Raw genomic sequence first — 23859 nt, forward strand, 5'->3', positions numbered from 1 at the left:
TTTCATGACAATACAGCTTAAATGAGTCAAAAATCAACAATATTATGTAACAAAGCCTTGTGTAAAAAAATTGAGTAAATATAAGGTTGATTGGTATAGTGGAATAGATATGAATATTATAAATTTTACAAAAAATATTTCTTGCAAGTGAAATCGTTTGAGGTGATAGATTTGGTCTTAACAAAAAAGAAAACGGCTGTTTTACAATCCGTTCAAAAAGGACTCCATATCTTAAAGCTGTTTACAATAGAGAAACCAGAATGGGGATTAACAGAAATAGCGAATATTCTTCAGTTAAATAAAAGTACCGTTAGTCGGTTATTGAGTGATTTGGAAGCGGAAGGTTTTCTACAAAAAGAGGGGAGAAAGTATACTCTGGGATTTTCATTACTTTCAATTAGCGGAGTGGTCACTACCCATTTAGAAATACACCGAGAATCGAAAGATATATTAAAAAAATTAGTGTCTGATATAGGGGAGACGGGGCATATTGCGATTTTAGAAGGAAAAGAGATTACCTACGTTCATAAAATGTTATGTGTCGATCCTGTACCATTGCTGTCTTCTATTGGTAAAAAGAACCCTGCTACTTGTACCAGTGCAGGGAAAATTTTATTAGCTTTTCAGAAAAAGCAATCGATTGTTGATCTCATTATCGACGAAGGACTTCCACGGGTGGGTCCAAACAGTCCGACAGACCCAGAGGTATTGAAACGACAATTAAGCCAAATTAAAAAACAAGGATATGCAGTATGTATTGATGAAATGCATGAGAATGTTGTGAGTATTGCTGCGCCAGTTAGGGACTATACCGATGAAGTGGTTGCCGCTGTCGCAGTTGTTGGGACAAGGGATCGAATCGATGATCTTAAAATCAATAGGTTTATAGAAATGATCATAGAGGCAGCAAATGAAGTATCGATCAGACTAGGATATATTCCAGGACTTTTGGAAAGGAGTTGACTTAGCGTGAGGTATCCTGCTGTTAATAGTTATCATCATTCATCATTAAGAAATGCTCTCCGTCTTCTTAATTTATTTTCTGTTGATGAACCTGAATTACAATTAGAGGATATAGCAACTGCATTAGAAATTGGACAAAGTACAGCGTACCGGTTAGTTCATACTTTGATAGAAGAAGGCTTCATTGTACGAGATCCATCTGCCAAGTCTTACCGCCTGGCTGCATCCGTTTTGGCCTTGGGTCATACGATCATGACAAAGGTGGATCTCTGTCATTTATCCATTCCTATTTTAGAACAACTAGCAGGGGTATCAGGTGAAACAGCCCATATCGGAGTTTTCAAGGATCACCAGGTTTTGTATCTACTAAAAATGGACAGTTCTTATCCCGTTCATCTCTTATCACATGCTGGAAGGAAAAACCCAGTTCATTGTACGAGTACTGGTCAAGTATTGTTAGCTTATCAATCGGAAGAAACCATCGAACAGATAATCAATAAGGGGCTCACATGCTATACATCTAAAACCATAACGAACCCTATTAAGATAAAGAATCTGCTTAAAACCATTCGCTCACAAGGATATGCGGTGAGTCAAGAAGAACTTCACGAAGGGGTTGTTTCAATAGCAGCTCCTGTAAAAAATTCTAAAGGAAATGTTATAGCAGCTGTAAGTATTGCTGGACCCACGCTTAGATTAAACAAGCAAACCATTCCAAAATTAATCAAACAAGTTCAACAAGCATCCGATAGAGTATCAACGAAATTACTAAGTTGAAAAAGAGGAAAGGTAGAGTGGAATGTATATATTTCGGGATAAACTGCCCGTAAAGGTCTGATAAGGTCTTTATTTAGGGATTTATCCCTCAGAAAAGCCAATTAGGTTCTGCGTGAATAACCATTAGTAGGACACAGACTAAAGAAGATGGCAATCTCCACGCCTTCACTAGTACATCCTGTGCATCTCATGAATTCCGCGAAATATAAGTTTATTTATCAAGAGAATAATTGTGGCAGTTGAGAGGATGGATCTGTCCATCCGGTCCTCTCATAATTTTCAGATATTACAACTAAATATTCTGAAAATTATGAACCGTATTTCTATTAAAACATATCTATTAATGCTAAAATGGGTTTAATGACTCCAATAATTGGAATAAGTGGAGTGCCCATTAACGCAGGGGGAGGGATTTGTGTGGAAACGTCTTTTACTGAAATGGATTCCATTTTTAACCGAACGAAAAATGCATTAGTGGAGTTTATGGGTATTCTAACACCAATCATTGAAAATGCCCAAGATGATCATGAGCGCCTTTTTTGGCATCATATTTATGAAGAGGAAGAACATCGTTCAGACCGCTTGGATATACTGATGCCTAAGATTCAAGCCGTGCGTAAAAATGGAGCGGATCTTTCTAACAATCAACCTGAGTTTGTACACCTTTTACAAGACATAAGTTTGGAGAAGTTTGGCTTACATAATTTTTTAGAACATTTGGATTTGTTTCTCTTCCAATTCAAAGATACGGAACTCGAAGGAAAAATCCAAGGATTAAGAAATTTCACCTATGAGGATTATCAACAAATGAAAGTGATCTTAGAAAAATTGAATCAAGAATTTCAAGGAGGCACTGAATTTAAAACATCCATTCCAACCGATGAAAAGGAAGGGAATGGCTCGAATGTAAAAATTGAAGCTTATTCACAACATCATTCACACGAGCCGGCTCATTCAAAACAAAGCTTTAGAAAAACATTAACAGTTGGAAGTCTGAAGCAAAAATAAAGGGGGATGAGATATTTATGGATAAAGCAACACAATTTCATGAGTCTTCGTTGACAAGGGAAGAATGGCAGGAACTCGATCAAACGGTGTTTGAGAGTATAAAAAAGCAGCTGGTTGGAAGAAGAATTATTGACATTTATGGTCCTCTCGGGGAGGGTGTTCAATCGGTTACAAATGATATCTATGGAGCGGCAGAACGAGGAGCGATTAGTTTCCATGGTGAAGATTCAAAACTGTCTGTTCCAACAAGCAGGGTTACCCTTACCATTCCATTGTTATACAAGGATTTTATATTATATTGGCGTGATATTCAGCAGGCTAAAACACTCGGCAGTCCGATAGATTTCTCTGCTTCAGCCAATGCCGCACAGCAGTGCGCCCTGCTTGAAGATGACCTGATTTTTAATGGGTCACAAGAATTTAATATTCAAGGAATCATGAATGTGAAGGGTAAATTATCTCACATTCGCAGTGATTGGATGGAATCTGGAAACGCGTTTAGTGATGTAGTTGAAGCGAGAAACAAACTGCTAAGAATGGGCCATACCGGGCCGTATGCCCTTGTGTTGTCTCCTGAATTGTATGCACTTGTACACCGTGTTCATCAAGGAACGCATGTACTAGAGATTGAGCACATTCGGGAATTAATGACAGCGGGAGTTTTTCAATCTCCAATGATAAAAAGCGGTACAGGAGTTGTCCTAGATGCAGGAAAACAAAACCTTGACTTAGCTGTAGCAAGTGACTTTGACACCGTGTTTTTAGATCAAGATAATATGAATTATTATTTTCGTGTATATGAAGCCATTGTTCCTAGGATTAAACGTCCAACAGCGATATGTACATTAGAAGATTTCTCTGAATAATTGGGTTGTATGTTGAAACAGCAGAATAAAATCATTCTGCTGTTTCAATTTAAGCAATAGAATACGTTCGATTTTCCAAATCAATGATGCTCGTGTTTATTTCATTTTTGATTGTAGAGAACCCGATATCTTCAATAATCATTTTTAATTCTTCAAGAAAAATAGGATTCATGCTGTCCTTGTTTAGGTCTACTAATCTCTTTAAGTATTTTATTTTTGCTTTTGTTTTGGTTGTTTTATACGCTTGATTGTTTACTTCACAGACCTTTTTATGCTTTGGTTCTTGCAGCAAACTAAGTTCATTAATATTAACAATGATGTTTTGAAGATCTTCCGTTACAAATCCAAAAGCATAAATGGAAGATCCAAGTAAATCGATATGGGTGATGATAGCGTTCTCATAGACCTCACCTGTCTGAAGGCGAAGTGTGTTTACTTCAATCACACCGCCAATTTTTCTTTCGTTTGTTAATAATTTATGAATATCCTTTAAACCGTTAATTTGATAATACATGTTGTCATCTCCTTAAAAGGAAATATAACTCATTGATAATAATTCTCATTATCATTATAAATAGGAAACTAGCAAACGGTCAAGAGAATATTTGGTTAAAAATTTGCGAAATTCAAATATTGTTGAAAGGGGATATAATTGGTGAAAAAATTAACAATAGGTTCCTTGAAGTACGACCTTATTGTGAGCAATCATCAAATGAATCAAGCGGTTTATACGGAAAAGCCGAATGGGAATGAAACAAACAGAGTAATGGAAATAAAGCAAAATCAACGTTATTTTCAAGTAAAAGTAAAAAAAGGACAATCTATTTTGGATGCAGCCCTCGAGCAAAATGTATCTTTAGATTATAAATGTAAACAGGGTACCTGCGGTAAATGTAAAGTAAAGTTAGTCAATGGGGGGACTTATCTCCAACCGGCAAACAGCCTTGAAGAGAAAAAATTACATCATTTAATTCAAAATGGGTTCCGTCTCGCTTGCCAAGCAACAGCTAGGTGATGATCTTTATCGTGTTTCAAATTACATCGATTCAAACTTATTTTCAAATCAGTCAATAAAAAGATGAGGGATAAACCAATTAAAAATCGGCCTCTGTACTCCATAAATAACATGAATCTCCTGAATAATGATGTAACCTCTTTACAAGAGGTGCATCCATTTTTTTATATCCGTTGGTTACATGCAGCCTACAAGTGAACAGGGATAAATGATTTTCCCAAAAGTTAATATTCTATATATAGTATTTATGTAAGGAGAAGAACATACCAAAATTAACACTAAGATTTCTGCCTCTTCTTGATGTTAATGAATAGGAAAGGGCTGTTGAAACCATGTTTTCAACAGCCCTTTCCTCGTGAGGCTATAAAGAGGTTAACTTCCCAAGGGAGAACACAACTTATTGAAGTTTAGTGCTGAGTGACGTTGCCTATTCAAATATACCTCTTATGTCAATATCCTCTATATGTTCCATCATATGTATGATGTTCAGACTAGCCAATAAATAGGTTATCTGAACTTGGATCTACACTTTTGTGGCTGTCTTTGTATTTGCGCCAGAATCCTTTCTAACCTATTCACTCTTTTGATCTTACATTTTTTAACAGTCGGTTATGTAGTTTTGAAAAGATGAATAACGCAAGAATCGAACCCCCTAGAGTTAGCGACATATCCCATTGTGTATCCCAGATATCACCTTGTGTGCCTAAAAAGTCTTTAGCCGCTTTTCCTCCCTTTGTTATTTTAGATACTAACCATTCGATGATTTCATACAAGGAAGCGATTGCAAGTGAAATACTTATAGTGATAGTCCCTAACCAAGGCCCTTTGGTTAGGGGAGTTTTCCGTAATAATAGTTCCCTTATGACAATCGCCAACAACCCCTTTAGCAAATGTCCAAATCGATCATAATGATTTCGATTGAAATGGAAATCATCTTTTATCCAATTAAAAAGGGGAACCCTTGAGTATGTATAATGACCGCCGACGAACATCATAATCGCTAGAATGGCAATAATGATATAAGAAAGAGTAGTAAGGCGAAACGTATTGTATGTCGCAATTATGATGATCAGTAGGACAACTGCAGGAGTAACTTCCAATGCCCATGTCAAGTATCCTGCTGGCTTGATTACTGACCAAATAAAAACTGCGGCAACTGCCAATAGTAAAAAGAGGTGAATCTTTGTACTTTTCTCTTTGATCAATTTTTTCACTCCTATGGTGAGGTTTTATACTTACTATTATTTGGAAAAACAACATTTCGTATACAGCGTACCCGGAATCATTTGTCTCATTAGAACAAAATGAGAATTTCCCATTACCTGCTCTTTAAACACAAAAAAGAGAAAGTTTCATCCTTGACTCTTCTAGCAGTTCCACAAACAAAATACGGATAATTATGATATACAGTGAAAAAGGAGTTTAATCCGTATGAAACCAAGAAATTTGTTTAAGAGGGTATATACTTCTAGTAACCATAACAGGCGTTAGAGGCAATCAAAAAATCTTTAGGTTTCATAGAATCTAAGGATTTTTTGTTTATAAAAGTGTACCTTTTGACATGCTGTAAAAATCTAAAAAAAGGCACTCATTATTAAGTGCTTTTTTACTTAATGACCTGAAAAAAATGGCAGGTTAATTGAATAAGGTTGGAGAAAGTATGTTGTTGTAAGGAGGGATAAAGAAATGGAAATGGATTTTCAGCGAGTTGATGTTGTATATGCACTATTATTTGATACAAACACTAACAAAATACTCATGGTATTCAACAGGAATGGTACATGGTCTTTACCGGGAGGTGCAGTTGAAGCAGGAGAAACCTTAAGAGAAGCAACTGTAAGGGAAGTTAAAGAAGAAACAGGATATGACATTAAGGTTGGCAATATTGTTGCTTTGAACGAGGCTTTTATAGATAAAAATCATATTTACTTTATTACTTTTCATGGTCAAATTACAAAACGACCTGAAGAAATTCCGCATGAAGAAAATATCATTAAAGTTAAATGGGTGAGTTTAGAAGAAGCAGACCGATTAATGCCATATCATCCAGAAGGAATTTCAAAGCTGCTTAATGAATCGGGTGCAAATTATACTTTTCAAAAAGAATAATTACTCTATTTCTACTTTCGCTAAAGGTTACACTACTAGAACAACGGTAATGCTCATTTTCTATCCAACAAATAGTCGGCTAATTGTATAAGAGTGGATTCTAGAAGATTGTTATTAGAGTCGATCTTTTTTCTTGGCACTGTTTCAGATAAAGAGTTACTATTTAAGCCACGTTGTAACTCAAATTAGAGTGATAATACTAAATGGATTGGAAAAACTAGTTCTTAGGAAAGGAGGGCTTGTAAATGTTTGTGAAAAAGTGGTTAACAGGTATAGTCGTTTTGCTTGCGATTGTGACAACTTCAGGCTCACTCGGTGTATTTGCAGAATCCGTTGTCGTAACACAACCTATGGAGATGGTTAAAGCGATTGAGATCGAATTGAACGATGATTACTTTAATCCGAAAGACATCACCATTCCCAATGGAAAAACGACAACGTTAATATTGAAAAATAAAGGTAATAAAGAACACACCTTTACTGTGAAAGAGCTCAGAATTGACGCCGAAGTCCAGCCGGGAAAAGAAAAAACCATTGCCGTCAAACCAAAAAAGTCCGGTACATATGAACTGATATGTCGGTACCATTTTCAGGAAGGAATGGTTGGAAAAGTAATAGTCAAATAAGTAAGTAGGTCTAATTGGACCTTGCTTGTTAATGGGAATCGGTAGCTTCTAGAGTTAATATTATTAAACAAACGGGTGGCTTTAATAGGTCATAGATTGGCTTATTTTTTGCCGAATATGTGTTATAACTTAAAAGTATTGATAACAACATCCCGATTCAGTTGCTGTGGGTGTCTGATCGGGAACGAAACTTGGGTCATAAATAAATTGCAATAAAAGGGAATCCAAAGCAAAGCGTTCATAAAATTGTAAAACAACAAACAAATTTTATCTCACTAAAAGATTAATGTTTGGATGAAAATTAAATATTAAATAAAAATAAGGCTGATCTCATATATAAAATCAGCCTTTTAACAAACTACCTCATCGTGTGGATGACCATACCCGTTTTCCCTATATGAAAAAAAATCCATTTTGGTTTTTTCATGACTTACTTTATTAGTTATATCCAAAAAATAGGGTAATTCAATTTTTTATAAAGTTAGATTCTGACGATTAAGTCTTCATAAATCAGAGTGGGATTTCTATTCCGGCTTTTCATAAATTTTCATTTTTGTTCTGCAAGCCATGAAGCTACAGCTTCTGCGTCTTCTCCTGTAAGAAGTCCTCCAGGCATATTGCCCCTTCCATTCTCAATTATTTCTAATATTTCATCTTGTGAATATTTAGAGCCTATCATGTTTAGGTCTGGAGCTCCTCCACTTACTAAATCACCACCATGACATTGAGAACAGCTTTGCTGATATTTAGCATCTGGTTCACCAGCGTCTGCTGTTGGGGCTTGCTCCTCTGCAGCCTGTTCTTCAGTGGGCGCATTTTCTTGTTCGGTTGCCTCATCACCGTCTCCACAAGCCGATATAAAACTAAGGAAAGCAACAAAAACTACACCATAGAGACATTTTTTCATCATTTTCACCTCCATGGAATATAGATTTTGTTTTATTAACCTTTAGTATTCATACTGAACCGTCATGTGGGATAAGTAGAGTATATATATTCTTTACATACTTGTAACACAAATGAAAATGACTATCATTATTATTTATGCTGCTATCAAATTATTCATTATTATTTTAATATATAGGAGGAAAACATGATTATTGATGCTCTAAGACAAAACAAAAAGGTCTCTATCATCCTAGCATTGCTACGTATATATCTCGGATATACGTGGTTGATGGCTGGTTGGGGGAAAATAGCAGGTGGACAATTTGATGCTTCCGGTTTCTTGCAAGGAGCGTTAACAAAAGCAAGTGGAGAACAGCCAGCTGTTCAAGGATGGTGGGCTACCTTCTTAGAAAACGTGGCTATTCCTAATATTCAGATGTTTAACATGTTAGTACCTTGGGGAGAATTCCTCGTCGGGATTGGTTTACTAGTAGGTTGTTTCACTAAAACTGCCGTCTTTTTTGGGCTAGTTATGAATTTCTCTTATCTTTTTAGTGGTACTATAAGTACTAATCCGCAACTTGTTTTATTATCTATCATAATTAGGCGAGAGGACTCCTATCCTCAAGGAATTTGCAGGGCGTAGCCCAATGAGTAGGTAGGAGGTGAATCGCCTTTTTGTATAGCCAAACACTTGTTTGTATGGTAAAATATTCTTGAACAAATGTTCCTTGAAAACTGAACATAGTAGGTTGTGGCAAGAATCGTTGCTTTGCCACGTAAAATGTTCAAGCCAACCGTCAGCCGAGGCACACGATCGTGTGAAACCCAATAAGCTGAAAAAAGCAGTCCCAACGGCTAGACCAATGGGATAGAGGGGTTGGGCGTTACCAGCACACCGATGTGGCAACTCCACTAGCGTTAATCGTTCAGCAATGTTCGATACGTTAGAAACCCCCACTTCAAATTTTTGTTAGAAAATTAAGTGGTGGGAGTATTCATGTTTATCCTAGTTTCTGCTATGAATGCAGGAAGATATGGCGTAGATGGTATCATTATACCTACTCTTAAGGAAAAGTTAATTTTTAAAAGAATAAGAGAGGAGAAAAATGCAGCTTAAATTTTGAAGATACTTTCATTAATTTATCAATACATAAAATTCCTCACATATAGAGAATATTTTCTAATGAAATATTTATCTATCTTTTATTTTGTGGACTGTTTGTTTTATCTGGGTGTTCTAAAGATGAAAAATCGAGTGAATTTCCAGTATTGGTGGAAGTTGTAATTGAAACACCAGAAACCATTAAAGTAAATGAAGAAGTGGTTATTAAAGTGCTTGTTACACAAGGCGATGAGAAAGTGGAAGACGCTGATAAAGTTGAATTTGAAATAAATAAATCCGGTGAAGAAACCAGTGAGAAAATTATTGGAAGGCATAAAGGTGATGGAATATATTTCATAACTAAAACTTTTCAAGATGTGGGAGAATACTCTGTTATAGCTCATGTCACGGCAAGGGATATGTACAATATGCCTAAAAAAGAATTTACGGTAGTACCAGCAGAATAAATAATACATAAAAGGTGGTAATCGCTTAGAGCGAAATACCACCTTTTATGGTTGTTTCATTTATTTTCATTTATCTTTTTCATTCTCATTAACTTGGACTTAGATGATCATATTGTGTGAAATAAAAGAGACAGTCACTACCATAAAAATGGGTGACTGTCTCTTTTTTGATGTATAAAACCATTGCTCATGAATTCCCAGTAACATAGGTTTATTTATTAAGATTAAAAAGCGGCAGCTGGGACAAAAGGAAAATATTTTAAATGTTATTGAAGAAAATAATAGATGGAGGTGGAAAAATGACTAAAGAGAATGAATTTCCCAATATTCCAAGTCCATTTTCAGCTGAACTTGATGCGGTAATGAGGGATGATCAAAAATTTGAAAGCTCCCATTCTCAAGCAAGGGATGAAAGTAGTAAGGATTTAAACCGATTGGTGTCAATGGATGCAGGTGTCCCAACGGATTCCTTGGTCCTTGATGAACCTAAAAACGGATAAAGGAGATATAAAATTGGAAGAATTCGAAACGAATGGTACTTTAATACAAAAACAAATGCCTAAAGTACGAATTGATACAGAGACTCAATCTGTAGAAAGAAAGCAACATCAAATGCGAAATCCTGTGGCGGAAGCGCAGAAGCAGATATCATCTCAAGAAACGGCAGGGGTTACTTCTCAACAAGAGGAGCTTTTCTAGAATTAGGACATTGGGACAGTCCGTTGTCCCAGAGAGAATGAAGTAAACAAGTGTGCCAGGTACATCTATTTTCTAGTTGATACCTGGCGCTTTGTCTTCTAACTAAGCAAACTCCCTTTTAACCAGGCACGGGGTCGGTATGGACTCACCGGAATCTGGATGAGGCTTGTTATTCCTTTTGAATCGTTCTTTATATTAAAACTGAATTTTAACCCCCGGAAAATAAGTGCTTTTTGCAGTTTCTACTTAGCAAAAGAGTGTACCAAATGATTGAATCGATGATGGGTATCATGATTTTGTTTAAATGTAAAATCTTCTAAAATGAAACCTCCTACATTCCAACTGACTAAATAGTCGATGATTTGTTTAGCCATTTCACCTGCTATATTGCTTCTCCGATTACTTTTCACATATTCCATTCCATGACAATAGAATGTTCTGCTTTCTAACCAATTTCTTTGCTTCGTTACAATCGATACAGCCACTCGATCAATATTTAAATCAATTCCAGCTACCGTATCTGAAGTCATTTTTTCGCTCCAATTTAATTCCGAACCAGTAGTTTCCAAATCATAGGTAATATGAACATAATACTTTTCTTTTTTTCGTTTTATCACCACGAGAATAAAGCGTGTTGGATCGTAATTCCTTCCATTCATGATTAATGATTTTTCCTTTTAAATGAGACCTTCCTTCCACTCCCTCATCTGCTTCAAATAATGGAATGTTCACTAGAACATCAGCAAATGGCAGCCTTACATCCTGCATTTTCCCATTCATGACCCCCGTACGATAATCGAGGTAATCTTTGACTAGAAACGTTTTTTATTCATCCATCGCTCGACATTGATAACCATTGCCATTTATTTTTGGACTAGATTCTAACTTAATCTGGGCTAATTCTGCTGTATTATTGGGTAATGAACGGCAATTTGGACACAAAGAATCAGGTAGGAAAAGATAAGAAGAGTGTGTTAACGTTCTCAGATTCGTAATGAATACTCTTTTTTCTAGGTTACATTTGTAGTTCATCTTGAAAATTTTGCAATTTTGTCTTCCTCATTGTATTTAATCATGAAAAACATCTGACAAGAGACTTCAACGATGTTGATTTGTGTTTTCTGTTAAGGAAATCATAAACCGTCAGAAACATCGTCTTCTCATCAACAAATGATGATTTCTTTAGGTCGTTGTAACAAAGAGTTCAGCGGTCTCTTGAAGAAGAAGAGATGCAGGCAGCTATTTAACGATAAAGTCTATATGTATCTAATGAATAGGAAAGGGCTGTTAAAACCACGTTTTCAACAGCCCTGTTCTTGTGAGATTAAGAGGTAAATCTCTCAGGGGCGAACACAACTTATTAAAACAGAATGTTTGGTGCTGAGTGACATTGCCTATTCAAATACACCCCTTATGCCAATATCCTCTATATGTTCCATCATATGTTTGATGTTCAGAGAACAAAATTGGAACTTCCCATTACTTGCTCTTTAAACACGAAAAAAGAGAAAGTTTATCATCTATTAGGGCAGCGGCTATCTACTCCCGGCGTAAGCGGAAATGAAGGTAGAGTAAGAGAATTTATAAGAGAAAGATTAACATCGTATAAATACTTTTATTGTTTTTTATCCAAACGCAAAAAAGCACAAAATAGGTGCTGCTCCTATGCTTCGGGACAGGCACCTTGTCATTGTTTTAATATCCATTTAGTAGCGGAAAACCCCTCATGGCAATAGAATCGTTCCTCAAAAAGCCCGGATAAAGCTTCTTTTTTATGTAACCATACTAACGTTATAGTTTGTTGGGAAAGGAAGTTTCTTCTACTTATCGTCATTTTTTTGGTATAGTGTAAAAAAATGAGGGGTTGATAGAATGCTTTTCTTGGAACTGTTTAAACAGGTGCCCGTAAAAATTTTAATGGTGGCACTGCTGATTATACTCACGGTCTATTTGATCCGTAAATCCATCAAGCTTTTCTTTGACAAAACGAGCATCTTAGATGAAAAGCGAGAAGAGACATTGATGCATTTCGCCAAACAGGTGACAAAGGTATTGGGACTGGTGTTCTTCTTTATTTATGTGCTTAGCCATTACTTCGACCTGGCAAAGCTTGTCACTGGTTCGGTTGTGGTGGCAGGTGCCTTGGCATTGATCCTCCAGCATATCATCCGCGATTACATTATGGGGCTGACCTACTTGTTTGAGCGCCAGATCCATCACGGTGATTATGTTATCATCAATGGAGACCGTCAGGGGAAAATCGAGGAAATCAGCATTCGCCATCTTAAAATCCGCCAGTATGACGGATACCTCTATACAGTTTCCTATAGCAACATAACGGAACTTCAGAACGGGAACCGGGGAATGCGCCGGGTGAACGAAAGCCTTATCCTCAACTATAGGCAAAATCCGGACGATGCCTTCATGGTGATGGAGGAAGTGGCACAAATATGCAACGAGAAATACGGTGAATACTTGTTGAAGGATGAGAACGGCATTCCCGTAGAGAGCTTCAAATTTAACCAAATCACCGAACTGAACGTGGATTTCAGGGGTAACCGGTATTCAATATCGGGCCTTGTGAAGGAAGCTGATTTCGTGGAAGCGAGCAAAAAGGTGAGGTATGAACTGGCGATGACTGCCTACAAGAACGACTTGATGATGGCAGAGAGCCTCAACACAAGCCATTAAAACTAACATTATAAATGGATGATCCGGGGTTTTGGATTCACTTTAATTACAGTTATCGCACGTATAATGGTGCCATTATTGTTTTTACTTTATTACATTTTTAATGGAATTTCCCTGCCAGCGGAACCAGAAACAATTGTCGAAGAATGTTGGATGTAAACATTGGGAGAGGTCTCGTTTAAACTTTGGTTGTCACCCGAGTTGGGATTCTGCGATCCTGCAAAACAAATCAGCAAGCGTATACATGGATCACATTGGCGTTATCCTCAATAAAATAAATGAAGATATCATTTATTTTGGAGGGGACTGCCATGAATGCCTATTTGCTAAGTTTTCGAGAAATCGACCATACAAAGCTTATGGCTGTTGGGGGCAAAGGGCTAAACCTCGGGGAGCTGTCAAGAATTGAGGGAATTCAGGTACCAGCCGGTTTCTGCGTTACCACAGAAGCTTACAAAAAAATTATCGGCGATAATAAAGAGTTCAGTGACCTTCTGGATCAACTCCGGCAGCTAACGGCAGATGACAGGGGGCAAATCAGTGTTATTAGTGGAAAAATCCGCAGCCTTATCGAGAAGGCCGAAATACCCCTGGATATCGAAACAGAGATCATACGGTATCTTTCAGAGTTTGGAGAGGAGCACGCATACGCGGTTCGTTCTAGTGCCACAGCTGAGGATTTGCCTTTTGCTTCCTTCGCAGGCCAGCAGGATACCTTTTTAAACATCATTGGAAAAGAGGAGATCCTTCAACATGTCCGTAAGTGCTGGGCTTCCCTGTTTACAGACAGGGCGGTGATGTACCGCATCCAGAATGGATTCGACCACAGTAATGTCTACTTGTCCGTTGTGCTCCAGAGGATGATTTTTCCACAAGCTTCAGGGATTTTGTTTACCGCCGATCCGGTTACTTCCAATCGTAAAGTAGTATCCATTGATGCCAGCTTTGGACTTGGCGAGGCACTTGTCTCTGGTATAGTGAATGGGGATAACTATAAGGTACAGGATGGAAGAATTATTGAAAAGACGGTCGCTGCCAAGAAACTAGCCATTCATGCATTGAAAGAAGGCGGTATAGAGGAAAAAGAAATCGAGTGGGGCCAACAAAATCAGCAAACTCTCACAGATTCGCAGATTTTACAGCTGGAACAAGTTGCAAGAAAGATTGAGGCTTATTTTTCCTGCCCGCAGGACATCGAATGGTGCCTTTCTGAAGGAGTGGTCTATATCGTGCAAAGCCGCCCCATCACAACCTTATTCCCCATCCCGGAAAGAAACGATGGGCAGAATAGGGTGTATTTGTCGTTTGGTCATCTGCAGATGATGACAGATGCTATAAGACCATTGGGAATATCCTTTTTAGAGTATATAACTGAACCATTTCCATTTCGTAAAGCAGGTGGAAGACTGTTTTTGGACGTAACTCACGACCTGGCCTCTCCTATTGGCCGAAGAATCCTGCTGTCTGCAATTGGAAAGCACGATACTCTCATGGAAAATGCCATTCTAAGTTTAATGAAGAGAAAAAATTTTATGCATTCATTGCCGAGGGGAAAGCGAGTATTCAGCTTCGGAGCAGAAGGGCTATTCTGGAAACTTCCCATTCAGGTAATCAACCTCTACCGAAAAAATGACCCAGCCATTATTCAGGACCTCATTAGACGAAACGAGGTATCTATAATGGAACTGCAGACAATGATTGCAGACGTATCGGGATATAAACTGTTTACCTTCATTAAGCAAGACCTAAAGAAATTACAAGAACTCCTATATAATCCTCGAGGCTTGGGAGTCATAATTGTTGGGGCATTAGCATCGGACTGGATCAATAAAAAAATGGAAACCTGGCTCGGTGAAAAGAACGCGGCCGACACACTATCCCAATCGGTGCTAAATAACGTTACATCTGAAATGGGCCTTGCCCTCATGGAACTATCGGACATTGTCCGTCCCTATTCTGAGGTGATTGAAATGCTTCAGCATACCAGTGATGAGACCTTTTTTGAAGACCTAGCTAATCTCGAAGGCGGACGTACAATCATTGACGTTATGAGGAGGTACCTTGAAAAATATGGGATGCGCTGTTCCGGAGAGATTGATATTACAAGGGTGCGCTGGAGGGAACAGCCAACCGCACTCATCCCCATGATTCTTAACAATATAAAGAACATTGAACCTCATTCGAGCACTATCAAATTTGAGCAAGGCAGGAGGGAGGCAGAGCAGAAGGAGCAGGATCTTCTAAAACGCTTGGAAGAATTGCCCGGCGGCAAACGAAAGGCAAAAAAAACAAAGAGGATGATCAGCGTTTTACGCAATTTTATCGGTTATCGGGAATATCCGAAGTATGCTTTCATTCGTCGTTTTGACATTTACAAGCAGGCGCTGATGAAGGAGGCCGCTCTCCTGGTTCAAAAGGGGGTCATACGGGAAAAAGAGGACATCTACTATCTATCCTTTGATGAGCTCCATGAAGCGGTTATCACCAACCGTTTAGATGATAGGATGATTGTCGAGAGAAAAGCGGTTTATGAAGTCTATGAGAAGCTGACCCCGCCGCGGGTGATGACGTCCGAGGGCGAGGTGGTATTTGGTGAATACCACACCAGTCGAATTCCTCCAGATGCCTTGGCGGGAATCCCCGTATCATCTGGCATCATCGAGGGCCGCGCACGTGTCATGTTAAAAATGGAGGACACTTCTTTAGAGGATGGGGATATCCTCGTAACCAGATTTACTGATCCCAGCTGGACACCGCTGTTTGTAACGGTCAAAGGCTTGGTGACCGAAGTAGGCGGACTGATGACCCACGGTTCCGTCATTGCGCGTGAATATGGCCTTCCGGCAGTAGTGGGAGTAGAAAACGCCACGAAGCTAATAAAGGACGGACAAAGGATCCGGGTGAACGGTACGGAGGGATATATCGAACTGCTATGATTTTACTTGAAAAAACACCTTTCATCTTTGAATGCCTTTTCTGAATCTTCTATCACCTCTATCGTTTGATGCATATAATGGATTAACTATCCAGTATGCGAGGAAGGTGAGGTCCATGAAGAAAGTGGCCATCTTGGGAGGCGGGGTGGCAGGCCTTAGTGCCGCACATGAACTGATCGAAAGGGGATTTGATGTAGCGGTCTATGAAAGCCAAACGATTCCAGGAGGAAAAGCCCGATCGATTCCTGTTCCGCATTCCGGTACGGACGGCAGAAAAAATCTTCCCGGTGAACACGGATTCCGCTGCTTCCCTGGTTTTTACCGCCATATCATAGATACGATGAAACGAATCCCATATAGCGAAGAGCAGAGCGTGTATGATCAATTAGTTACGGCTCAGGAGATGGGTCTGGCCCGCTTTGATCATGAGCTAGTCTCTATCTCCACTTCCATTCCGAAATCCATGACCGGTATTAAAAAGAACCTGAAAGCATTGTTTGATTCCGATTGGGGACTTTCGGAGAAAGAAGTGGTTTTTTTTACAGAACGACTTTGGCAGGTGATGACGAGCTGCAGGGAGCGAATCATGGATGAATATGAGAGGATTAGCTGGTGGGATTATCTGGATGGAGATAACCAATCGAAGAACTTCCATGAAGTGTTTGCTTCCATTTCCCGGTCATTGGTCGCAGCGAAATCGACCGAAGCAAGCGCCAAGACCTTCGGTACGGTTCTTTCCCAGCTCCTTCTTGGAATCATTACGCCGACGAATGATTCGGACCGTGTCCTGAACGGCCCGACGAATGAGGTATGGATTGAACCATGGCTCAGCTATTTAAAACAAAAAGGAGTTCGCTATCATACCAATGTGGCTGTGTGCGGCTTTCAACTAAAAGAAGGCAGTATAACAGGTGTCAAGATCCAACAGGATGGGGAAGACGTGTTGGTTCATGCGGATTTTTACTTAAGTACCCTCCCGGTGGAAGCGATGGGGCCGTTGGTTTCCTCAGATATGCTTCGGGTAGACCCGACACTGTTCGGATTAAAGCAGCTAGCCAAAGATGTAGATTGGATGAACGGCATCCAATTCTTTATGAAACGGGATGTGCCCATCGTCAACGGCCATCTGATCATTATGGACTCTCCATGGGCGATTACGGCCATTTCACAAAAGCAATTTTGGAGCGGGAAGAATCTTCAGCAGTATGGGGATGGTCAAGTAAAGGGCATCATTTCTGTTGATATCTCGGAATGGAACAAGCCGGGCATCCTGCTGGGAAAAAAGGCAATCGAATGCACCAGAGAAGAAATTAAAGAGGAAGTATGGGCACAACTGAAAAAAGCCTTAAATCACGAAAAAGTGCTGCTTAGGGATGAGGATGTTCACTCTTGGTTTTTGGATCCGGACATCCATTTTGATGATTCCGGAAAAATAACCAATAGAGAGCCTTTGCTCATCAACAAAGTGTTTGCTTGGAGCTTACGGCCTTATGCTTTTACACGAGTTCCCAATCTCTTCCTGGCTTCAGATTATGTGCGTACAAATACAGATCTGGCGTCGATGGAAGCAGCCAATGAAGCAGCACGAAGAGCGGTCAATAGTATACTTGATGCGGCCGGTTCAAAAAAAAGAAAGTGCAAAATTTGGGACATGTATCAATTTGACCTTTTAACTCCCTGGCACATTCACGATTGGGTACGTTATAAAAAAGGGCTCCCATGGGATGGAGGCTCTTCCTTCTTTTCAAGGGCGATCTACTTGCTTCTTTATTCCGGCAAATATGCATGGGGAAAAGTCCAACAGTTTAGCTGGTTTAGGTAGCATAATCTTGAACGCACGATACGAACTGAATTCCGTTAAAGTGATTTCCTAAGAAAAGAAGTATTTCTGTAATAAGGATGTTCGGGGGCGTGTACAAAAAGAGCCCCCTTGGTTTGATGGAGGCTACTGAAAAAGTATTAAAATTTGAATTAATGGGCAAGCATATTTACAATATACAGAAAATAAAGGAATCTGATTATCTACATATGGTAGTTAATCAGATTCCTTTTCCTCGTAAATAGACTTTTTCAGCAGTCTCGGTTTGATGCGGGGTGTTAAATCACGCCTGAATGGCCCACTAATTTGTTAACCAAGGAGAACTCGCTAGTGGATGATAGACAAAAGAGAAGATGGATTTAATCGATTTAACCGGGAACTATCTTAATAAAAAACGCAGGATTCCCAGTCTGATTCCTATTTGATATGAATGAAATGACCAGTTTAAAGAATATGAAAATAACAGAGTTCCTGAGCCTAACAGTAAAGATTGATTTCGGAGCCTTTTGTTTGGTTTTTATCTTTCTTTCCAATTGTCAAAATGATCGAAACAAACTTGTCTTAGCCCGTTTAACTTCGTAATAAGTGCATCAATGTCATAGGTATGAATGGTATCCTTCCATTCATTATTTTCTTCAGTAATGGATTGAAGATGAATTTCCATAAGGCCGTCCCATCTGATATTAGCATCAAGCATGCCATCCTCATCCTCTACTTCTAATCCAATCACTTTATTTTCATCATTTACATGCTTTGATTTTATAATTCATTTCATTTTTTCACCTTTTATATTTCTCCATATGGAGGCTTAGTCGCGGAGCGTCCTTTCATGTATCGTATCCGCTAGTCATTCCATTTACCTTTTTTCACCTATAGTATTTTCTTAAATAAGTAAAAAATTCATTTTGCTGGCAGTAGAAACGGCAGAATTATCCCTCTGCTTCTTAAATGATCAATCGAATAACTTTCTTATATTACATCAAACTAATTAAGAATGTTGTATTTTCCTTACGTCTTCAAAGTCTAGGAACCATGTCCATTTGATTCAGATTTTTACATGTTTGTTTATCCCTGCTCTTCACATGGTTATTATACGGGACAAATCTAGTTGGACTGTTCTTGGAATAGTCTTAAAGGAGGAATTATGAAAGTAGCTGATTGTATAATCAATTGTTTAGAAGCAGAAGGCGTGGAATATGTATTTGGAATTGTTGGCAAAGAGACGCTTGATCTCGCTGATTCGCTATCACAATCAAATCAAATTCAATTTGTGAATGTAAGACATGAACAAGGCGCTGCTTTTATGGCGGATGTGTATGGGAGATTATCAAAAAAAGCGGGTGTTTGTTTATCAACGTTAGGCCCTGGGGCTACAAACCTTTTAACCGGAATTGCCAGTGCGCAACTTGATCATTCACCTGTGGTTGCCTTAATTGGGCAGGCAGGTGTGGAGCGGAACCATCAAGAATCCCACCAATATGTAGACATCGTTAAGCTATTCGAACCCGTAGCGAAGTGGAGCACACAAATTATGGATTCACTGACTGTTCCTACCACTTTTCGGAAAGCATTCAGATTGGCTCAAATGGAGAAACCAAGTTCGGTTGCCGTCGTGGTGCCGGAGAACTTTTTAACGCAAAAGATCGCGGGTAAGCCATTGCCCATTTATCCTTTGCCAGAGACTGTACCTGTTGTGGAGACGATACAAGCTGCCTGTATCCTTATCCAAAACCGGAAGAAACCATTTATTATCCTTGGAAACGGTGTGGTGAGACAGGATACAGCTCCTGAGCTTCAGACCTTTATCAACACCCTTCAAGTACCTGTTACACACAGCTTTATGGCAAAAGGTATTTTAGAAAAAGAACACCCATCTAATTATTTCACGTTTGGATTTAATGAAAATGATGAAGTTCTGCCCGGTATCGAAGAAGCGGACTTATTGATTACCATTGGATTCGACTTTGTGGAGAAGCTTCCAAAGCATTGGAACGAAAAGAAAATTCCTGTTTTACATATCGATACTTTACCTGCAGAAGTCAATGAATACTATCCAGTTGAGATTGAGTGCGTCGGGAACATTAAGAAAATCCTTCAATCCTTTAATCAATCGAAGCTACCTGCCAAGTCATGGGTTCCATTTGGCAATCTCAGGGAAAGAATCATGAAGGAATATCAAATAAACCATAGTCAGCCCGAAACAATCAATCGGCCGTTTACAATTGAAGAAATCCTTCATTCTATTGAAAAAATCTCATCAGACAACACGATTGTTGTAGCCGATGTCGGTGCGCATAAGGTATCTATTGCACGTACGTATCAGCCCAAACAACCAAATCGGCTCATCGTCTCAAACGGGCTGGCATCGATGGGAATCGCCATTCCAGGATCAATCGGTGCGAAACTAGCTTGTCCACAAGATCCCGTCATTTGTATAACCGGAGATGGAGGAGCATTAATGAATTTTGCTGAAATCGAGACGGCCAAGCGGCTAGGTCTTTCCTTTATCATTATTGTTTTAAATGATTCGATGTTAAAACTAGAGGTCCAGCAAATGCTAAAGAGGTTCGGGGAAAGTTATGGTGTAACTTTTGAAAACCCTGATTTTGTTCAACTAGCAGCTAGTTTCGGAATTAAAGGGTTGCGTGCTGGGAATATGGATGAATTTGAAACGATTATCAAAGAAGAACTTAAAACATTGGATGAAATGGTCTTAATCGAAGTATTTATGTAAGGTGGGACCATTCATTGTCTCAAAGAATCAGTCAAAGTCTTCGTCATTGTGCCATTATCATACGGTTCTCATGCAAAATAAATCTTGGCGAACGTGTATAAAAAAGAGACAAAATCAGGCCACTGTTGAGCTTTTGAATACAGTGGCTTTTTTACATTTATTTAGCTTTAAACGTTCGTCATTAATTTCATCCCAAAGGTTAAAATCTCATAGTTATTTTTAAGAATAAATCCATAATTTTTTTTATGGTCGATCACGATATCTCCATCCAAATGGCTAATCACTAGTGGGTCTATTAAGAGATTTATTTCATCGACTTTAAATATTTCTTCATTGTTTATCTGCTCAACCTGAGCAAGTTCGTACACATACGTGGCACCTCAACCAGTTGTTCGGACTTCATTAAGCCTAATGATTGGTTCCGCACCAAGTACATTTATAAGCTGCTGAATGGCGTCTTTAGTTATCGTAACTTTCATTTTTTCACCTCCATATTGATTTTACCCATCTCTAACAAAAATTCAATTGAGAAAATAAAAAATGGTTCGTCATTAAAAATATAGTATGAAAACAAACGATTCGCCTACTGCTTGTGGATTCGCCTAGAGTGTTCATTCTGAACAAGGGGTCGATGAAACGCGGGGACGGTTCGAGACTGCTGAAAAAGTGTTTATCCGGAACAGTTAGCGGACTTTTTCATCAACATAAAGTAAGAAGAGGAAGTAGACCTTCTACATATAGTAGTTGACCTACTTCCTTTTCTTTTTAGATGGACTTTTTCAGTGCCTTCGGACGGTTCTCGCGTTTCTACTATGATGATCCTAGCATGTATAATTTTATCTTGAAGAAAAACAAAGAATCCCGCAGAGAATAAACTCCACATCGTTTGGTTGATTATTGAAACGGCAGAACCGTCCCGGTGTTTCTACACAATATCTGGGTTTGAAGCAAACGTTGGTTTCGTTTTATTAGCAATAAAAAATAAGGCAAATTGTACAATGGAAAGGACAATTAAAGTATTTAAGACTAATCCATAGGAATGATGAATATTGTAAATGACTCCTGATACCATTGGGGTGATGGCTGCACCTAATGAGATAAAGATGGCTACCACACTATATTTTTCCTCATACTCTCTCTCGCCATAAAGTGCTGCAGTCATATAGGCAGGTGCAACAGTAACAGCGGTTGCGCCTATTCCGGAAAATATAGCATAGAGTACAGCTGGTACAACGATGTTCGCTTTCATTAAACAGAGAAAACTTACTAGACTCCCTGCGGAAATAATCAATAAGGTTGTGGTTAATTCCATCTTGTCAAACAATTTCCCTACTAGTAGTTTTCCGGCAATGACCATTGCTGAACTTAAAGCTAAAAGAAGTGCAGCTGTTTTGGCTGTCGTACCGATTTCAGCTAAATATGGAGCAAGATAGATTAGCATACAATTAACAACAATGCCGCCAACTAAGATAGCTAAACACAGAGTCCAAAATGAAATGGACTTTAATGCTTCACCTTGGGTTGTACCTGTTAATCTATTCTTTTGTGTACTCGTTAATGCTTTTTCATAGCCTAGTGGCATCAGACCTTTGTCAGATGGATGTAGTTTGATGATACATACTGCTAATGGAATTAAGATGGCAGCGATTAAAATGCCTAATACAAGATAGGTTAATCTCCATCCGTAGGTCGTAATGAGCCAGTTAACCATAGGACTAAGAATGACACCGCCGAAGCCGCTCCCCGACAAAGCAATCCCTAAACATAAACCCCGCTTTTCATTAAACCAATTGGTAATAAGAACGGATGAAGGAATGATTGCGCCTCCTGCAAGGCCTGCTCCCATTAAAATAGCTAATAGATAAAAGTGAATGAGTTTAGTTGAAAATGAAAAACCAACAAATGCAAGTGCTGGGATTAAGATAAATAAGGTTAAATAGACTCTTATATCCATCTTTTTCATGAGTTTGCCTGCAATGGGACTGATAATCATTGAAACGAAAGCCATTATTGTAAAATAGAGCATAAATTGAGATGAGCTAAATCCAAGTTCTTTTGTAAGAGGCAAAATGAATAATGAAACTAAGTTAACGATCGGAGTATAGATGAAAGCCATAATTAAGAAGGTAGTGACTACGATCCACCAACCATAGAAGATTTTTCCGTCTTTTTTCATAGAACAAACTCCTTTTTTTACTCTCCTTTTTTATCCTGCTCTTAACGGGAAGTGCGAAAAACGAATCCAATAAAGGCTCGGATTCGTTCACCCAAAAATGATTATGCTAGAGTTTTGTGTTAGAGGAACTCTAGTTTTGCCTGTCGTTATTTATCGATTAAATCATCCAATTCTTTAATTAAGTAGGTGGAAATTTTTATATAGTTCAAAAAGTCCTCTGTTGAGTATTGATTAAGTTGTTCTAAATATTTTAAATAGGTCTGTCTATCTAGTTTTTGATGAAATTCATATACTTTTTTTCCTTTGTCGGTTAATTCAATCATTACTTGACGGTTATCATCAGGATTTTTATATTTTATGACGAAGTCTTTTTTTATTAGTTTATCCACCATTTGTGAGATGGCACCTTTGGTTTTCTTCGTAATTTTGGCAAGTTCCGAAATCGTTGTAACGGTTTGGGTTCCTATTAAATCAATCGTATGTGCTTCCACCACATAGAGCTCATCTTCTGTACCATACGTCCTAGGAACGCTTTCATAGACACTCAGTTTTCGTGACATTTCATAAATCGTTTCAATCATTTCAAAGAATATTTCTTCTCGTGTCATTTCCATTCCTTTCACCAACTTTATACATTGTCTTGGCTTGATTCCCTTTATCTTTAATAAAGAAAGACCGTAAATTCCTTATATTATAACCATAACATGTTCAGTTTTGATAGTGAATCTATTTAGATGTATTTCTTCGTATCGTTCTCTAGTAATCTTTTAAATAATAAATAGTTTAGCACCTAAACGAGTTGACGAGATATCGTTTAGGTGCTAAACTGTTTTTCGTAGTGAATTTTCACTTTTTAAAATTATTCAAAAATTGGAATAATAGGGGAGGTAAATAATGAATAGTACCGTTTATATACACTTAGAGTAACCCTAACGAGATAGTATCTATATATAGAAATAACATCACTGCAGTGATATCAA

At 38.4% G+C, this 23859-nt stretch carries 24 protein-coding genes and 1 pseudogene; 15 read left to right on the top strand and 10 right to left on the bottom strand.

Features of this window, described 5'->3' with window-relative positions; genetic code table 11:
* Positions 1-171 precede the first annotated feature (171 nt).
* The 4 genes from F4V44_RS20135 (at position 172) to F4V44_RS20150 (ending at position 3614) form a co-directional block, all read left to right on the top strand.
* Complete coding sequence (locus F4V44_RS20135; RefSeq protein ID WP_150441812.1) at positions 172-963, top strand: IclR family transcriptional regulator; 792 nt, start codon at positions 172-174, stop codon at positions 961-963.
* 6 nt (positions 964-969) lie between these two features.
* Positions 970-1740, top strand: a complete 771-nt coding sequence (locus F4V44_RS20140; protein ID WP_150441813.1) for an IclR family transcriptional regulator — start codon at positions 970-972, stop codon at positions 1738-1740.
* A gap of 417 nt (positions 1741-2157) precedes the next feature.
* Positions 2158-2748, top strand: a complete 591-nt coding sequence (locus tag F4V44_RS20145; RefSeq protein WP_223881983.1) for an IMEF encapsulin system ferritin-like cargo protein — start codon at positions 2158-2160, stop codon at positions 2746-2748.
* 17 nt (positions 2749-2765) lie between these two features.
* The gene (locus F4V44_RS20150; protein WP_150441815.1) at positions 2766-3614 is read left to right on the top strand and encodes a family 1 encapsulin nanocompartment shell protein; all 849 of its coding nucleotides are present in this window, start codon (positions 2766-2768) and stop codon (positions 3612-3614) included.
* 49 nt (positions 3615-3663) lie between these two features.
* Here the strand turns inward: F4V44_RS20150 and F4V44_RS20155 are convergent, their stop codons facing one another.
* Entirely contained in the window at positions 3664-4128 is a 465-nt protein-coding gene (locus F4V44_RS20155) for a hypothetical protein (RefSeq protein WP_150441816.1), read from the bottom strand.
* Between the two features lie 141 nt (positions 4129-4269).
* On the opposite strand from F4V44_RS20155, the gene F4V44_RS20160 reads away from it, so the two are divergent.
* Complete coding sequence (locus F4V44_RS20160) at positions 4270-4629, top strand: 2Fe-2S iron-sulfur cluster-binding protein (protein ID WP_150441817.1); 360 nt, start codon at positions 4270-4272, stop codon at positions 4627-4629.
* Positions 4630-5204: 575 nt separating this feature from the next.
* On the opposite strand, the gene F4V44_RS20165 is transcribed toward F4V44_RS20160, so the two are convergent.
* Positions 5205-5834 carry a DUF2238 domain-containing protein gene (locus F4V44_RS20165; RefSeq protein ID WP_150441818.1) on the bottom strand — a complete coding sequence of 210 codons (630 nt, stop codon included), beginning with the start codon at positions 5832-5834 and terminating at the stop codon, positions 5205-5207.
* Between the two features lie 487 nt (positions 5835-6321).
* Between F4V44_RS20165 and F4V44_RS20170 the strand changes: the two genes are divergently transcribed.
* Both F4V44_RS20170 and F4V44_RS20175 read left to right on the top strand, forming a co-directional pair.
* Positions 6322-6738: an NUDIX hydrolase gene (locus F4V44_RS20170; RefSeq protein ID WP_150441835.1), complete on the top strand. Its 417-nt coding sequence runs from the start codon at positions 6322-6324 to the stop codon at positions 6736-6738.
* 245 nt (positions 6739-6983) lie between these two features.
* Entirely contained in the window at positions 6984-7364 is a 381-nt protein-coding gene (locus F4V44_RS20175; protein ID WP_150441819.1) for a cupredoxin domain-containing protein, read from the top strand.
* Positions 7365-7911: 547 nt separating this feature from the next.
* Here F4V44_RS20175 and cccB read toward each other — a convergent pair.
* Positions 7912-8271 carry a cytochrome c551 gene (cccB, locus tag F4V44_RS20180; protein ID WP_150441820.1) on the bottom strand — a complete coding sequence of 120 codons (360 nt, stop codon included), beginning with the start codon at positions 8269-8271 and terminating at the stop codon, positions 7912-7914.
* A gap of 186 nt (positions 8272-8457) precedes the next feature.
* On the opposite strand from cccB, the pseudogene F4V44_RS20185 reads away from it, so the two are divergent.
* The 4 genes and pseudogenes from F4V44_RS20185 to F4V44_RS20200 form a co-directional block, all read left to right on the top strand.
* Positions 8458-8856: pseudogene (locus tag F4V44_RS20185) on the top strand (DoxX family membrane protein); the annotation flags it as partial.
* A 671-nt stretch (positions 8857-9527) separates the two neighbouring features.
* On the top strand, positions 9528-9824 hold the full coding sequence (locus F4V44_RS20190) for a FixH family protein (RefSeq protein ID WP_223881988.1): 297 nt from the start codon (positions 9528-9530) through the stop codon (positions 9822-9824).
* A gap of 299 nt (positions 9825-10123) precedes the next feature.
* Entirely contained in the window at positions 10124-10324 is a 201-nt protein-coding gene (locus F4V44_RS20195) for a hypothetical protein (protein ID WP_150441823.1), read from the top strand.
* 13 nt (positions 10325-10337) lie between these two features.
* On the top strand, positions 10338-10523 hold the full coding sequence (locus F4V44_RS20200; protein WP_150441824.1) for a hypothetical protein: 186 nt from the start codon (positions 10338-10340) through the stop codon (positions 10521-10523).
* 242 nt (positions 10524-10765) lie between these two features.
* Here the strand turns inward: F4V44_RS20200 and F4V44_RS20205 are convergent, their stop codons facing one another.
* From F4V44_RS20205 to F4V44_RS27995, 3 genes are read right to left on the bottom strand one after another with little or no spacing between them, the layout of a single operon-like run.
* Complete coding sequence (locus tag F4V44_RS20205) at positions 10766-11053, bottom strand: hypothetical protein (RefSeq protein ID WP_150441825.1); 288 nt, start codon at positions 11051-11053, stop codon at positions 10766-10768.
* Between the two features lie 40 nt (positions 11054-11093).
* Positions 11094-11303, bottom strand: coding sequence for a hypothetical protein (locus tag F4V44_RS27990; RefSeq protein ID WP_223881984.1), 210 nt, complete (start codon positions 11301-11303; stop codon positions 11094-11096).
* A gap of 45 nt (positions 11304-11348) precedes the next feature.
* Positions 11349-11555, bottom strand: a complete 207-nt coding sequence (locus tag F4V44_RS27995; protein ID WP_223881985.1) for a TOMM precursor leader peptide-binding protein — start codon at positions 11553-11555, stop codon at positions 11349-11351.
* An 840-nt stretch (positions 11556-12395) separates the two neighbouring features.
* On the opposite strand from F4V44_RS27995, the gene F4V44_RS20215 reads away from it, so the two are divergent.
* The 3 genes from F4V44_RS20215 (at position 12396) to F4V44_RS20225 (ending at position 17972) form a co-directional block, all read left to right on the top strand.
* Positions 12396-13214: a mechanosensitive ion channel family protein gene (locus F4V44_RS20215; RefSeq protein WP_150441826.1), complete on the top strand. Its 819-nt coding sequence runs from the start codon at positions 12396-12398 to the stop codon at positions 13212-13214.
* A gap of 311 nt (positions 13215-13525) precedes the next feature.
* A complete protein-coding gene (ppsA, locus tag F4V44_RS20220) occupies positions 13526-16150 on the top strand; it encodes a phosphoenolpyruvate synthase (RefSeq protein WP_150441827.1) in 2625 nt (874 codons plus the stop codon).
* A gap of 115 nt (positions 16151-16265) precedes the next feature.
* The gene (locus tag F4V44_RS20225; RefSeq protein WP_150441836.1) at positions 16266-17972 is read left to right on the top strand and encodes a hydroxysqualene dehydroxylase; all 1707 of its coding nucleotides are present in this window, start codon (positions 16266-16268) and stop codon (positions 17970-17972) included.
* Between the two features lie 514 nt (positions 17973-18486).
* Here F4V44_RS20225 and F4V44_RS20230 read toward each other — a convergent pair.
* On the bottom strand, positions 18487-18699 hold the full coding sequence (locus F4V44_RS20230) for a hypothetical protein (protein ID WP_223881986.1): 213 nt from the start codon (positions 18697-18699) through the stop codon (positions 18487-18489).
* A 414-nt stretch (positions 18700-19113) separates the two neighbouring features.
* On the opposite strand from F4V44_RS20230, the gene F4V44_RS20235 reads away from it, so the two are divergent.
* On the top strand, positions 19114-20703 hold the full coding sequence (locus F4V44_RS20235; protein WP_150441828.1) for an acetolactate synthase large subunit: 1590 nt from the start codon (positions 19114-19116) through the stop codon (positions 20701-20703).
* A 167-nt stretch (positions 20704-20870) separates the two neighbouring features.
* Here the strand turns inward: F4V44_RS20235 and F4V44_RS20240 are convergent, their stop codons facing one another.
* The 3 genes from F4V44_RS20240 to F4V44_RS20250 form a co-directional block, all read right to left on the bottom strand.
* Entirely contained in the window at positions 20871-21071 is a 201-nt protein-coding gene (locus tag F4V44_RS20240; protein WP_150441829.1) for a hypothetical protein, read from the bottom strand.
* A 557-nt stretch (positions 21072-21628) separates the two neighbouring features.
* Positions 21629-22879: an MFS transporter gene (locus F4V44_RS20245; protein ID WP_150441830.1), complete on the bottom strand. Its 1251-nt coding sequence runs from the start codon at positions 22877-22879 to the stop codon at positions 21629-21631.
* Positions 22880-23025: 146 nt separating this feature from the next.
* Positions 23026-23493, bottom strand: a complete 468-nt coding sequence (locus tag F4V44_RS20250; RefSeq protein WP_150441831.1) for a MarR family winged helix-turn-helix transcriptional regulator — start codon at positions 23491-23493, stop codon at positions 23026-23028.
* Positions 23494-23859 lie beyond the last annotated feature (366 nt).

Source organism: Niallia endozanthoxylica, assembly GCF_008710145.1.
Lineage (GTDB): Bacteria > Bacillota > Bacilli > Bacillales > Cytobacillaceae > Bacillus_BD > Bacillus_BD endozanthoxylica.